Source organism: Bradyrhizobium sp. UNPF46 (genome assembly GCF_006658625.1).
In the GTDB taxonomy this organism is placed as follows: Bacteria; Pseudomonadota; Alphaproteobacteria; order Rhizobiales; family Xanthobacteraceae; genus Bradyrhizobium; species Bradyrhizobium nitroreducens.
Genome location: NZ_LFJB01000058.1, coordinates 1 through 13,074, shown reverse-complemented (window position 1 = coordinate 13,074; position 13,074 = coordinate 1). Strand labels below are relative to the sequence as shown.

12 protein-coding genes are annotated in these 13,074 nt (G+C 64.0%); 9 read left to right on the top strand and 3 right to left on the bottom strand.

Annotated features, from left to right (window positions below):
• Positions 1-511 precede the first annotated feature (511 nt).
• Positions 512-934, bottom strand: coding sequence for a response regulator (locus UNPF46_RS22705; protein ID WP_174719346.1), 423 nt, complete (start codon positions 932-934; stop codon positions 512-514).
• A 499-nt stretch (positions 935-1,433) separates the two neighbouring features.
• Here UNPF46_RS22705 and UNPF46_RS22700 point away from each other — a divergent pair, with 499 nt between their 5' ends.
• The 4 genes from UNPF46_RS22700 to UNPF46_RS22685 all read left to right on the top strand — a co-directional run bounded on the left by UNPF46_RS22700 (position 1,434) and on the right by UNPF46_RS22685 (position 4,008).
• Positions 1,434-2,144 carry a Crp/Fnr family transcriptional regulator gene (locus UNPF46_RS22700; RefSeq protein WP_100179395.1) on the top strand — a complete coding sequence of 237 codons (711 nt, stop codon included), beginning with the start codon at positions 1,434-1,436 and terminating at the stop codon, positions 2,142-2,144.
• A 190-nt stretch (positions 2,145-2,334) separates the two neighbouring features.
• The gene (locus UNPF46_RS22695) at positions 2,335-3,033 is read left to right on the top strand and encodes a Crp/Fnr family transcriptional regulator (protein ID WP_181770064.1); all 699 of its coding nucleotides are present in this window, start codon (positions 2,335-2,337) and stop codon (positions 3,031-3,033) included.
• Positions 3,034-3,163: 130 nt separating this feature from the next.
• Positions 3,164-3,568 (top strand): Hpt domain-containing protein, encoded by a 405-nt coding sequence (locus UNPF46_RS22690; protein ID WP_100179393.1) that lies wholly within the window; start codon positions 3,164-3,166, stop codon positions 3,566-3,568.
• A 191-nt stretch (positions 3,569-3,759) separates the two neighbouring features.
• A complete protein-coding gene (locus UNPF46_RS22685) occupies positions 3,760-4,008 on the top strand; it encodes a hypothetical protein (protein ID WP_100179392.1) in 249 nt (82 codons plus the stop codon).
• Positions 4,009-4,058: 50 nt separating this feature from the next.
• Here the strand turns inward: UNPF46_RS22685 and UNPF46_RS22680 are convergent, their stop codons facing one another.
• Positions 4,059-4,682: a helix-turn-helix domain-containing protein gene (locus UNPF46_RS22680; RefSeq protein WP_100179391.1), complete on the bottom strand. Its 624-nt coding sequence runs from the start codon at positions 4,680-4,682 to the stop codon at positions 4,059-4,061.
• Positions 4,683-5,017: 335 nt separating this feature from the next.
• On the opposite strand from UNPF46_RS22680, the gene UNPF46_RS22675 reads away from it, so the two are divergent.
• Positions 5,018-6,181 (top strand): hypothetical protein, encoded by a 1,164-nt coding sequence (locus UNPF46_RS22675; RefSeq protein WP_100179390.1) that lies wholly within the window; start codon positions 5,018-5,020, stop codon positions 6,179-6,181.
• A 753-nt stretch (positions 6,182-6,934) separates the two neighbouring features.
• Positions 6,935-8,140 (top strand): EAL domain-containing response regulator, encoded by a 1,206-nt coding sequence (locus UNPF46_RS22670; RefSeq protein ID WP_100179389.1) that lies wholly within the window; start codon positions 6,935-6,937, stop codon positions 8,138-8,140.
• 16 nt (positions 8,141-8,156) lie between these two features.
• Here UNPF46_RS22670 and UNPF46_RS22665 read toward each other — a convergent pair whose 3' ends face one another.
• Entirely contained in the window at positions 8,157-9,017 is an 861-nt protein-coding gene (locus tag UNPF46_RS22665) for a DMT family transporter (RefSeq protein WP_142251494.1), read from the bottom strand.
• A 164-nt stretch (positions 9,018-9,181) separates the two neighbouring features.
• On the opposite strand from UNPF46_RS22665, the gene UNPF46_RS22660 reads away from it, so the two are divergent.
• The 3 genes from UNPF46_RS22660 (at position 9,182) to UNPF46_RS22650 (ending at position 12,969) form a co-directional block, all read left to right on the top strand.
• Entirely contained in the window at positions 9,182-10,546 is a 1,365-nt protein-coding gene (locus UNPF46_RS22660; RefSeq protein ID WP_349628176.1) for an aminotransferase-like domain-containing protein, read from the top strand.
• 127 nt (positions 10,547-10,673) lie between these two features.
• Positions 10,674-11,336: a hypothetical protein gene (locus UNPF46_RS22655; protein WP_142251492.1), complete on the top strand. Its 663-nt coding sequence runs from the start codon at positions 10,674-10,676 to the stop codon at positions 11,334-11,336.
• A gap of 277 nt (positions 11,337-11,613) precedes the next feature.
• A complete protein-coding gene (locus tag UNPF46_RS22650; RefSeq protein WP_210248347.1) occupies positions 11,614-12,969 on the top strand; it encodes an SEC-C metal-binding domain-containing protein in 1,356 nt (451 codons plus the stop codon).
• Positions 12,970-13,074 lie beyond the last annotated feature (105 nt).

Genomic DNA, 13,074 nt, shown 5'->3' with positions numbered 1-13,074 from the left:
CTGCTCGAACTTCACCAATTGATTGTCCACGGTGTCCAGGCTCTCGCTGGTCTCCGTCAGAAACTCCCGCAACAGATCATCCATGAGCTACGCCTTACTGACCTGAACCTGGACTTCGACGCCTGAGCCAGCCTTGGCACGGACGGAAGTCCCTCCCCTGGATCGTTAGACAACCCCTTTCACAGTCCCGTTAATTTCATCCTCCGTGCTAATACGGATATTGAAGAGAAGTTTGCGGTTTGACGGCATGCAGCAGCGCTTTTCGGCAAGCCCGGCTCCGCGCGACGGCAGCGGGGAGGCGTAAGGTGAACGGGCCGATAACAACGGGGACGACGCGTGGGAAAGTCTCGCTCGTGAAGCACGATAGACGCGGCATGCGGGACATTGAACCGAGCCGTCCGCAACCGGAGGCGCACTCGCGTCCCTCGTTTCACATTGTCGTTGCGACCTTCAGGGTCTGCGCATTCGGTAAACGAACGGTTACCCCGTCGCCAGGGCGGCGCGCGGCGCGCTAACCCAATCGTGCGGCCGGGCTCATGTCGCCATCGGGACGATGCTCCGCCAGGCAATCGTTGATGGCGGCGAGCAGCGCGTGCGGCGTGAACGGCTTGCGCAGGCAGCGCGCGGCACCGAGCTCCAGCGCCATCCGCAGGAAATCGGGTGCCGGCGAATTCAGGTTGGCAAAAGCGTAGCCGGACATCGCGATCAGCGGAACGACAGGCGCCCGCTCGTGGAAGATCCGAATCGATTCGAATCCGCGCATGTGCGGCATGAAGATGTCGATGATCATCAAATCGAACTGTCCATGCTCGAGGGCGCGCAGCCCGGCTTCACCTCCCTCGGCAATCGTCACCCGAAAGTTGTTGCGCTGAAGATAGACATCGATGGCCATGCACACCATCGGGTCGTCGTCGACGACGAGAATGTGGCGCAGGCTTTTGGTCCCCGTATGAGCTTCCCGTTTCGGCGATTCAATCATCGAACCGTGGGACACGCCGTTCTCCTTTGCTTTCAATCAAGAGAGGGATGGTCACAAACGTCATTGGCGGGACGAGAAAAACGGAGACGGCGGAAGCGAGATCCGCGGTCATCGGACGCCAAGTTTCAGAGCAATATTGGATAGCTGTAAGCGCTCGCCCAATCGACGAGGCGGCGCCGGTCAACCGGCGTCCGATGGCAGCACGGATGCAATGCTTCCGGCTCATGAAGGCCCCCTTACCGCTTTTTCCTGCGTGCCCTTGCAGGACAGGCGCCGCTCAAAAGCGAATCAACGCGCCGTTCTTATTTCCGCCGCAAATGAGACAGCCTGTCTGCCCTCCAACGGGTATATGGACGACACTACAACCTTTACAATAGAATTTGTTCGCCGTGCAACTGAACGACGAACCGGGCCCCGCGCCGATCGTCCCATCGAACCCGCCGGATTGACCTGCATGAACGCGAGCGCCCGCCCGCCCAATCAACTGCTGCAGTTGCTCGATACTGCGGACTTCGATCTGCTGCGTCCGCATCTCGCGACGGTCGAAATGGTCAGCAAGTCTGTCTTGGGCGAGGCGGGTGCGGCGCTGAGATATGTCCACTTCCCGCATGGCGGATCGGTTTCGATCACGGTAGGCCTGTCCGAAGGACAGATGATCGAGGTTGCGATGCTGGGCCGCGACAGCGCCATAGGCGGCGGCGCGGCGCTGGCCGACGGCATCGCGCCGTCAGACGTGGTCGTGCTATTCCCCGGCGCTGCTTCCGTGCTTGAGATTGCGGCTTTCCGTGCCGTCGCTGCCGCAAGCGCACCGTTTCGCAAGCTGATGATCCGCCATGAGCAGGTCTTGCTGGCGCATGCGCAGCAGTCGCTGCTCTGCAATACGATCCACCCTGTGGAGGCGCGGCTCGCGCGCTGGCTCTTGCGCGCCAGCGACCTGTCCGACAGTGGAATCCTGCCGCTGACTCAGGAGGCGCTGGCGCAGATGATCGGGGTCCGGCGAAACGCCATCTCGCTGGTCGCGCACGAGCTCCAGCGCGCCGGCATCATCCACTACAGCCGGGGCCACATCGAAATCCTCGATCTGCGGGCGCTGCAGACGACGGCTTGCGAGTGCTATGCCACGGTGAAAGCCTACCATGTCCGCCTGGTGGGGACGGCGCCGTGACGACGGTGCGAGGGCCTCGACTGTGTGCCGGCTTGAATGCTGTATTCCAGGAACGGTCGCCGGGGCGGACATCTTGTCCCAATTGCCAATATATCCCGACATGAACATGATGGAACCTGACCTGCGCCGGACGTGGATTTCGCACATGGCGATTTGATCGCGCAGGAAACGGGAGGCAGCTTTGGAAACGATGGTGCGCCCATCCAACGGTTTCCTGTCCGCATTGCCGGCAGACGATTATGAATTGATCCGCCCGCACCTGCGAACGGTCGATCTGCCCCACGACGCCGTGCTGGTCGAGACCGGCGAGACGCTGAAGCGCGCCTATTTTCCCCACCGCGGCGTCATCTCGCTGGTGGTGAAACTCGCCAAGGGCGAACATGTGCAGGTCGCCATGATCGGCCGCGACAGCCTGCTCGGGGCGTTCTCGACCATGGGCGATGCATGCGCGCTGAATACGGCGATCGTGCTGGTTCCAGGCCTTGCATCGGTGGTAGATCTCGACCGGCTCCGGAGCGCCGCCGACCAGAGCAGCACGCTGCGCACCTCGCTGACGCGCCATGGGCTGGCGGTCTACGCCCAGCTCCAGCAGACCGCGGGCTGCAATGCCGCCCATCCGGTGGAGTCGCGGCTGTCGCGCTGCCTGTTGCACACTCATGACCTGTCGGGCGACTGCCGGCTGCTGCTGACCCAGGAGGCCATGGCGCAGATGATCGGGGCACGACGCAACAGCGTCTCGCTGGTCGCCAATACGTTGCAACAGGCAAATTTCATTCACTACAGCCGCGGACACATCCAGATCCTCAATCTCGACGGCCTGCGTCAGACGGCGTGCGAATGCTACGCCACCGTGAAGGCCCAGTACGACCGGCTGCTCGGCGCGCGCTGACCGCCGCGCTCGCATGGTAAACCGCCGGCTAAGGCCGACGCGCAAACACAGGATGTCCTGCTACCGGAACTGAAATTCGAATGCCGTAGACACGGACCATGCCCTCGCGCCGGAACGTTCCGCGCGACAGATGACCCGCGATCAAGGCAGCAAGACCATGTTTGACGTCACCGTCGCGCCCGCGCAGAAGGCGCTCGATGCCGAACCCGCACGTGAGCCGCGCGCCTACGAAGCGCTGGTGCGCGAGATCGGCGAGGACGGCGCCAGTGAAGTGCGCGACGTGTTCTGGAGCGAGACCTGTGCGCGCCTGGAGCTGTTCCGCACGCTCTCGCTCGCACAGCACGCCGGCAAGATCGCACGCGAAGCGCATTCGCTGAAGAGCGCGGCCGGGACGTTCGGCTATGTCAGGCTCGCGGTGCTGGCGCTGACGCTGGAGAAGGCCGCGGAGATGCTCGACGACGTCGAATTCCGCGATCTCCTGGATCGCATGGATGCAGCTTATGCCGCCGCGCGTGCGCAGGAACCGCAGGCCTGAGACGCGATGCATTTGAGACGAAACGTCGTCACGCTTCGGATACCCTTTCAGGCATAGTGTTTTTCGGAGGACCGCCGCGCAAGGCGCACCGGCCCGGGCCGCGCGAAACCCGCCGTACTTCTACGGCTTGGGATTTTTAGAGATGGCTAATCATAGGTGGTGATAGTCGCGGGAAACCAGGAGGGTTTTCCATGTTCACCTACGAGACCGCGGACCAGAAAGAGGTTCGCCGCTTCCGCATCGCACAGTTCAACGGCCGGATGGCGACGGTGAAGGCCGGAGAATCGACGGTGACCGGCTTCGTCCGTTCGGTGCTGGAGCAGGAATCGACCATGCCGCCCCGCTGGACCATCACGATCATCCCGAACGGGCCGAAGGAAGAGATCAAGCCGCTGCGTCCCGCCTCGCGCGCGCGTCCCTTCGCCGAAGATTATTTCTGAGCGCTATCGGTTTTCGGCAAGCGCGCGCCGCCAGCAGCGGCGCCAAGTCCTCAATCGATTGAATGCAGCAGCGCCGCACGGACGAGGTCCGCGGTGTTGCGCGCACCGAGCTTGCGCATCGCCTCGGCACGATGGCTCTCGAACGTGCGCGGACTGATCTGCATCCGAAGCGCGCCCTGCTTGTTCGAGTAACCTTCGCTGATCAGCCTCAGCACCTCGCGCTCGCGCTTGGTCAGGCGCTTCTGCCCCGACAGGCCGACGAGTTCGGCGCTCGGCACGCGCTGGGCCTGCTGTGCGCGTGCGGCCTTCGCATCCGTATCCTCGACGCTGGCCGGGATCGGCAGGCCAGCCTTGTGAGGACCGGCAAGCTGCTTGACCAGACCGCAGACGCGCTCGGTTTGGGCCAGCGCGTTCTCGATCACCCGCTGCAGATAGGCACGATCGCCGGTCACGGGCGCGAGCTGATCGCTGTGATGCTTGATCTCGCCCATGTAGAGCAGCAGCGCAGTCAGGGGGCCGTTGAGCTCACGGGCGATGGCAGCGGCCATTTCGTCGGCGGCCTTGGCCCGGGCGGCGCTCAGGCGGACGAAATCGAGCTCTTCAGTTGGAGCGGCGCTGCTTTCGTACCATTCCGACGGCCGCGAATCGGCGGCCGTATCATTCTGTGACCCCATGTCACTCATTTAGCGGAACCCGGGGCGCTCTGTGGTTAACTTTTTGCTCCGTAAGACTACGGTGATTTTGACAGTTTTGCGCTAAAATAGCGACGCCGGCACAATTTGTGCTTGCGCCGGCCGGCGGATGACCATGCAAGGGTTGAGTTTCTCGCTGAAGTCTTGGGCTAACGGGCCAAAAACGCCTTGACGGCCGCCTTCGCCCGACGTCGCCCCCCGGCTTTTACGGAATAATTAACGGCGACTTGGTTCTCTTAGGGAGGTTGAGAGCGCGCAAATGCCTCCACGCATTGGGCCCGCACGCCCGCGGGAAACGCTGCGAAAGATTGCGTGCCATGAACGAGATCGATCGGCTGTCGGAATTCTTGCAGAGGCTGACGCCGCTGTCGCGCAGCTGTCTGCTCAGCGAACTGGAGCGGCTCGAGCTGTGCGGCATCGACATGCCCGGTTCGGCCGACATTCAGTCGCGCTTGCGCGCCGAGTTTCGCAAGGACGGATCGACCCAGGCGCGCGCCACGAGCCCTTCGCGTTACTTCTTCGCGCCGCTCGAGCTGCTCCTGATCGACGGCGCCCCCGAGCACGCCAACATGGGGCGGATCTCCCGCAACACCCTCACTCCGATCTGGGAGTGGATCTGCCGCGACCTGCTGCCGACCATGGCACGCGACTACATCAAGGCGATCAACGACCAGGTCGCCGCCAACAACCCGAAGGAAGTCCTGAAGATCGCGTCAAACTTCCAGACCAAGGTCATCAAGGTCCTCGAGAACACCCTGGCATCGGCGGAGAGCGCCGAGTTCGCGCGCGGCAAGCTCGCGCAATACACGGCCTCGCGCAGCGCCTTCGACGACGTCAAGAAGATGCAGCTGGTGCTGCGTGCCGGCAACGCGCTGCCGAAGTTCAACGAAAAGCTGCCCGAGAAGATCGCGAAGTTCGACGACGGCCAGGTCGCTCAGATCACCGCGCAACTCGACGCGTTCAAGAAGGCTCATCCCGAAGCCCTGCCCTTCGCGCTGGCGCTGGTGGCAAGGCGCCTGACGACGTCCTGGCAATTGGTGCGTCTTGCCACCAAGGCCGCCGCGAGCAAGAGCGCGGCTGACGTCGCCGCCACGCCCTATGCCTGCGTCGTTCCCATGGTGCTCGACCGGCTCGACGACAAGCGGCTCGCGCTTCGTGTCGCGCTCCGGCACAACCGGGTGCTGGTCGCACGCGACCTGCTCGCCGAGATCTACGACACCGAATACGCGCTCAAGGTGCGCATCGATGGCATCGAGAGTTGCGAATGGGGCGTCCGCCTGCAGCAATTGATGGACGCGATCGCGGCGCTGGTCTCTGCCGAGATAAGCCGCTTCCCGTCCAATGTCGGCCACATTCTCGGCTCTCGCCGGCTGCGCAGCCACGACACGATCGGCGGCAAGCTGACTTATCTGGCCTGGAAGGGACGCGACGCGGTGCAGGACGGCGCGGCGGCGTTTCGCAAATTGATCGGGCAGACCTGATATCGCGCGGCGCGCCTAAAGCGCGATGACAATCGCGCTTTAGGTTGTTGGCTGCGCATGATCTTCTCGGAAAACCGCGGCGCACTTTTCCGGATCATGCTTTAGTGCGCGCGCGGCAGGCACAGGAAGCGATCGAGAAATCGCCCCGACATCACCACCCTGAACCACCAGTACATCAATCGCCGCGTCGTCATTGTCGCAATCCTCGACAGCCCACCACCGGCTGTGCGGAGCAATAGCGCGGCTGCAGCAAGACGCGTGTGATGCGCTTCACATTCGCCGCGGCAGGCCCGGACGCGTTGTCGCAGAACCGTCACGAGCGAAGGCGAAACTTGCGCGCACCGCGCGAGTGCGAATCCGTCCAGCGTCGCCGCCGCTCGCCCACTGCGGACGACGCCGTCGCGATGACGCCTTCGTCGCACACAAGCGCGTGTGCTTCCTCAAGAAGCCGCCGAAAATTAATCCCGGCTGCTCTCGCCGTTGCCTCATAAGGGCACACAGCTTCATTTGCTCACCTCCATCGGCCGGCGAACAGAACGCAACTTGGATCGCGAGACGCATTTCGCGTGGGTTGGCAGGCGTTGCGCGCGTGGTGCTGGGGTATGCGAATTCTTTGCGAAGAATCTGCCGACAAATTAGCTCGAATTGCAGGGCTTAACGTTACTCAAATAATTCAAGCCTGACGTGAAGCTCTCCTTAGTTGAACCCACACTCGGCGTTTAAGAAACCGTCACGGAACGGGAGTGGTGTACGATGAACGATGGGATGGTCGAACTCGTCGGACGAAGGCCTGTGACCTTCGGACGACGAAAAGTGACGCCGCGCGCCTGCGTGGCCGACAGCAAGCGTCACTTGCGCGCTTTCCTTCGCGAAGTGCTCGAGGACCTCGGATTCGTCACCAGCGAATGCGCCAGCGCAGATGAGCTGCAAGCCGTGCTCGCAACGGAATTGCCGGACCTGATCCTGCTCGGCGTCGCCGCCGACGGCATCGAGCCCGGACGATTTCTCGAGATATTGGTGCGCGAGGCATTTGCCGGCAAGGTTCTCGCCGTCGGCGCCCGCGAGTCGATCATCGTCAGGGCCGTGCGCCAGGTCGGCGAGGAATACGGCCTTGCCATGCTGCCGCCGCTCACTACGCCTTTTGCCGCGGAAACGCTGCGCGACCGCGTCGCCATGCTGCTGCCGGAGGAGCCGGCGCCGAGCCCGGCCGTGCATGTCGGCGAGGCCCTGCACGCCGGCTGGCTCGAGCTCTGGTACCAGCCCAAGATCGACGCGCGCACGCTGATCCGCAGCGGCGCCGAGGCGCTGGTACGGATGCGGCATCCGACCTGGGGCGTGGTGCCCCCGGCCTATTTCATCCCCGAACCGCATGATCCGCATTTCCGCGACCTCTCGGAATTCGTGATCGATCGCGCCATGCAGGACTGGCACTATCTTCTGGAGCAACAAAGCCCAGTCGAACTGTCGATCAACCTGCCCTCGTCCTATCTGAAGGAGCCGCGGGCGGTGCGCGATCTCTGCCGCCGCGTGCCGACGCATCCGGCCTTTGGACTGACGGTCGAGATCGACAGCGAGGAGGCGATCCGCGACCTCGATCTCCTGACCGAGGTCGCGCGCGAGATCGGCCTGCACAATATCGGCCTGTCGATCGACAATCTCGGGGCCAACTGGCCGTCGCTGATGGAGCTCGACAGGATACCCTTCGTCAAGCTGAAGGCCGACCGGCAATTCGTCGCCGGCAGCGGCAATGACCGGTTGAAACGCACGGTGTGCCGTCACATCGTCGAGCTTGCGCAGGGTTATGGCGCACGTTCGGTGGCGCAGGGAGTCGAGAGCCGCGCCGACCTCGTCGCTGCCAACGAGCTCGGCTTCGACCTGGTGCAGGGCTTCCTGTTCGGCAAGCCGATGCCGCTGAAGAAGTTTGCGAGGAGCGCGCTGACGAAGACGGTGATGGAGTGAACGTGAGGCCAATGCCTCACGCAAATCGCCGCGCGAAGAACACGCAGGCGACCACGAGGCCGGTTGCGACGATCATGCTCCAGGCGACGGGCTCGTGCAGCAGGAGGCTCGCGAGCGCGAGGCCGAAGAACGGCTGCAGCTGTTGCAATTGGCCGACGCGCGCGATGCCGCCGAGCGCGAGCCCGCGGTACCAGAAGATGAAGCCGACGAACATGCTGAAGATCGAGACGTAAGCGAGCCCGATCCAGGCGGGCACATCGATGCCGCTCCAATCGGCCGGCCAGGTGAGAAACGCGAGCGGCACCATCAGCGGCAGCGCGAGCAGCAGCGCCCAGGAGATCACCTGCCAGCCGCCGAGCCGGCGCGACAATGCGGCGCCTTCGGCATAGCCGAGGCCGCACAGCACGATCGCGGCGACCATCAGGAGATCGCCGGTGAACGAGGCCGAGCCGCCGCCGGACAGAGCAAAGCCGGCCACCGTGGCGCTGCCGAGGACAGCGAACAGCCAGAACGGCGGCTGCGGCCGCTCGCCGCCGCGCAGCACGGCGAAGATCGCCGTCGACAATGGCAAGAGCCCGATGAAGACGATCGAATGCGCGGACGTGATGTGTTGCAGCGCGAGCGCCGTCAGCAGAGGGAAGCCGACCACGACGCCGATGGCGACGATGGTGAGCGAGGCGAGGTCGCCTCTCCGCGGCCGCGCCTGACTGAGCAGGCCGAGCACGGCGAGACCGATCAGTGCCGCGATGACCGCGCGCGCCGAGGTCAGAAACAGCGCGGGAAAGCCGCCGACCGCAACGCGCGTCGCCGGCAGGGACCCGCTGAAGATGATGACGCCGAGAAGTCCGTTGCCCCAGCCGCCGCTTGCAGATGGCATGTCCGTCCCATGTCTTGTCGAGCCGCGACACTCGGCCTTCCGTGGTGGCGAGACCAGCGACAATCCAGTACAATCCTGCAGAACTGTATGGGTATGGAAGGGCGTACACTTTGCCAGGCGAGGCGCAAAGCGGAGGTCGCGGCGGCACGCGGACCGTCGAGGTGATGAGCGCGATCCGCGCCAAGGTTGCCGGCCGCGCGCTCGGCGCCGGCGACCGCCTGCCGTCGATCCGCAGTCTCGCCTCAGCGATGGACGTCTCGCCCTCCACGGTGGTGGAGGCCTATGATCGCCTGGCCGCCGAAGGCCTGATCCGCGCCCGCCGCGGCTCGGGCTTCTATGTCTCGCAGACGATCATGCCGCCGCTTGCGCTTGCCGAAGCCGAGCCGCGGCGCGACCGCGAGGTCGACCCGTTCTGGGTCTCCAGGCAATCGCTCGATGCCGACGCCGCCGTGCCAAAGCCTGGCTGCGGATGGCTGCCGGCGGGCTGGATGCCGGAGGCGGGCTTGCGCCGCGCCATCCGTGCGCTGGCGCGGACGGACGCGGATTTGTTGACCGACTATGGCAGCACGCGCGGCGGAGTTTCGCTGCGCCGGCTGCTGCTCGCGCGCCTCAGTGAGGATTCGATCCAGGCGTCCGTCGATCAGCTCATGCTGACGGGCTCGGGCACGCAGGCCACCGACCTCGTCTGCCGCTTCCTGCTCCGGCCCGGCGAGACGGTGCTGGTCGACGATCCCTGCTACTTCAATTTCCGTGCGCTGCTGCGGGCGCATCAGGCCAGGATCGTCAGCGTGCCCTATACCCCGACTGGCCCCGACCTCGCGCGCTTCGAGCAGATCCTCGGCAGCGAGCGTCCCAGGCTCTACATCACCAATTCGGCCCTGCACAATCCGACCGGCGCGACGATGTCGCTTGCAACCGCGCACCGGCTGCTGACCCTGGCCGCCGCGCACGACCTCACCATCATCGAGGACGACATCTTTGGCGACTTCGAGCCGGAGCGCTCGCCGCGGCTTGCCGCGCTCGACGGACTTTCCCGCGTGATCCGCATCGGCAGCTTCTCCAAGACGCTGTCGGCCTCGGTACGCTGTGGCTACGTCGCCGCACGCGCCGACTGGATCGAGCATCTCGTCGACCTCCAGGTCGCAACCAGCTTTGGCGGCCCCAGCCCGGTCGCGGCGGAAATCATCGCAAGGGTGCTGGCCGGCGGCGGTTATCGCAAGCACATGGACGAGCTCCGGCAGAAGCTCACGCGGACACGCCGCGACGTCGCACGAAAGCTTGGGGCGCTCGGCATCGAGCCCTGGCTGATGCCGCGCGGCGGATTCTTCCTCTGGTGCCGCCTCCCAGGCGAACAGGATGCCACCCAGGTCGCGCGCGCCGCGCTCGAGGACAATGTGGTGCTGGCGCCGGGCAACGTGTTTAGCGTGTCGCAGACGTCCCAGCACTTCATGCGCTTCAACGTGGCGCAGATGAACGATCCCCAGACGTGGGAGGTGCTGCGGCGGGCGCTGAAGACGGCGGCGAAATAGCCAGGACGGCGGCTCGCGGCAAGGGGAGAGAAAGAGGTTGCCGTACGGCGCCGCTGGATTAAGCTGCGAAGCTGTAGATTTTCATCGCTTCCTGATTCCGATCACATCATTCAGCTGAACGACGTTCATGCGCCACTTCATTCTCGCTGCAATTGCCGCGCTCGGCACATGCAATTATTCGGCCCAGGCCGAGACCTTGCAGAAGAAGTTCGGACCCAGTTGGAATTGCAGTTACATCTCGGTCGAACTGCAGGGGCTGTATAACAAGTGCATGGAGTGCGAAAGCCGCGGGGAGCACGTCGCTCGAGACGGCTACGATTCCGGCGTATGCATCAACAAGCTCTCGTTGAGAGAGAATCTCACGACCAGGCCGGACTATGAAAGTCCCCAGGAGCAGGCGATGCGCCTGAACAGCGCGGCCGCCGCCGCTCGCGAGCTGCAGGAATTCCAGCGCTGGCGCAACCAGCGCACGCCGTTGGAATCGGACGTTTCAGGTGACGGCGGCGGGCGCGTGGCTCCCGCCGCCCGGAGGCCGAATGCCTTGCCTCGAGGAGAGCCGGGCCCAACCAGAGAGTCGGGCGTCAGCGGTTCCCGCGAGCCGGGCGGATCGGGCTCGAACTCACCCGTAATTGGCGCCAAGCCGTCCGCGTCAAACGTCAGCGGCCCGACCCATTCGTCAGCCTCGGCGCCTGTCGGGGGCGTGCACGTCGGAGCGGCGCCGACAGGGAAAGAAAGCGACCTGAGCGATCTCAGGCGCAAGGTTCTCAATTTGAAGAAGCCGGATACTTAACCGAAGAATCTTATCGAAGCGGGGACATAGACCTCCATGATGCACAGAGTGCTTGTCAATCGGCGCGGCTTTCTGGCGTCGGGAGCGAGCGCGCTCCTCGCGCAACAGCCCCTGGCCGCGCTGGCGGCTGACAGCGCGTGCAAGGCTCCGCCCGCGACGGTGACCACAGACATGCGGGCTGAAGTCGCCGTTTCGCTGCGCGAAGCGTTGAAGCAAGCCAAATCAGGCGGCTCAAAGCGGCTTACGGGTCTGACCCGGATCGATACCGTCTGCCAGGATGACGACTATCCTGCTCTGCGGCGTTGCCGAGAGGGGCCAGCCGGATCTTTACCTCGACGATCTCATCGTCGCGATCAGGTCGGCCAACAGGAAGTACGGGAATATCGAGCCAGGCATTTCGCTGGACCCGGACAGAAGCCAGACGCCCGGCCTCGACCAGATTGCCGGACGCGACGCGGCCGCCAAGCAACAATATCTGCGCATGTGCTCCCAGCAGCCGCAAATGGTTCGCGTCGATTCCCTTCCCAGGCATTCCCGCGTGACGAAGGTGCTGGTCGAAGCCGACTATCGCATGAAGCAGGTTTCGCAGGGCACGCTGCAATTGCCTGTCGATCCGCCCCTGCCCGGGACGTTCACGCGGCGACTCAACCAGTCGCGGCAGATGCTCCGGGCCGGCACGTCAACGGGCGATTGGAGCAGTCGGCGCCGGTTCTGGTTCGAGCCCGGCAAGTTCGAATATGCGCACGATTACCAAATCGCATCCCTGCAGTCGGCCCAGGTGATCCTCAGCGACGCCGACGCCAACACGGATGCAGGCGCCAAGAACGGGAACGAGGACCCTATCGCGAGGGAGTTCGCCTGCGACTGGACCGCGCGCATGGAGGAGACGATTCGTGCCGAGCCGATCTGGCGCGACATGTACAATATCTACCGGCATTTCGCGATCGCACATATCCTGAAGGAACAGAACCTTCTCACTTATCATATCACGCCGCTGATCGACGCCCATCAGATCGACCACGTCGAATTGCCGGATTCCCTTCCAGGCCTTGGGCGTTGGGAAACCCTCGAAGAAACCAAGGGCAACCGTCGTATGACGCTGGTCTCATCGGTCTGCGGCGGAGTTTCGCTCGGACTCGCGAAACGCGTGACGGGGACCCGAGTCAGCTCTGCAGGCAATTCGCCGTCGCAAATGGCATTGCTGTCGCGCGCGATCCTTCTCTCGCGGCCTGAAAAGACGTCGGTGAGCTGGACCGTTCCGGCGACGGCGCTTCAAGCCGCGTCAAAGTGGTTTGTGGATCGGGAAGAGAAGCGTTTACGAGACGAGAGAGAGGCCGAGGAGCAGAAGCGCAAGGAGGCGAACGACACCAAGATGGGCGCGATGATCCTGGTCGGTTTCGTGGCGACCGCATCGTTCGTGGGGTGGCTGATGAATCGCCGAAACGCACGGCCCCCGGCAATGGCGGCCACGGGTTCGGACCTGCCATCGGCTCCACTCATGAGGATACCCGACGAAGCCAAGGCGCCGACGGCGTTTGCGGGCCTGCGCCGCAACGATCCCTGCCCATGCAATTCAGGAAAGCGCTTCAAGCATTGTCACGGCGCACACGAGGCAGCGTCGGATTCCGACTGAGCGCAAGAACGACGCCCGGCTAGAGCTTCGGTTCTGATTGAATCAGAACCGAAGCTCTAGATTCTTGTTTTGACGCGTTTTCTTCACGCGAACCGGTGTCCACTT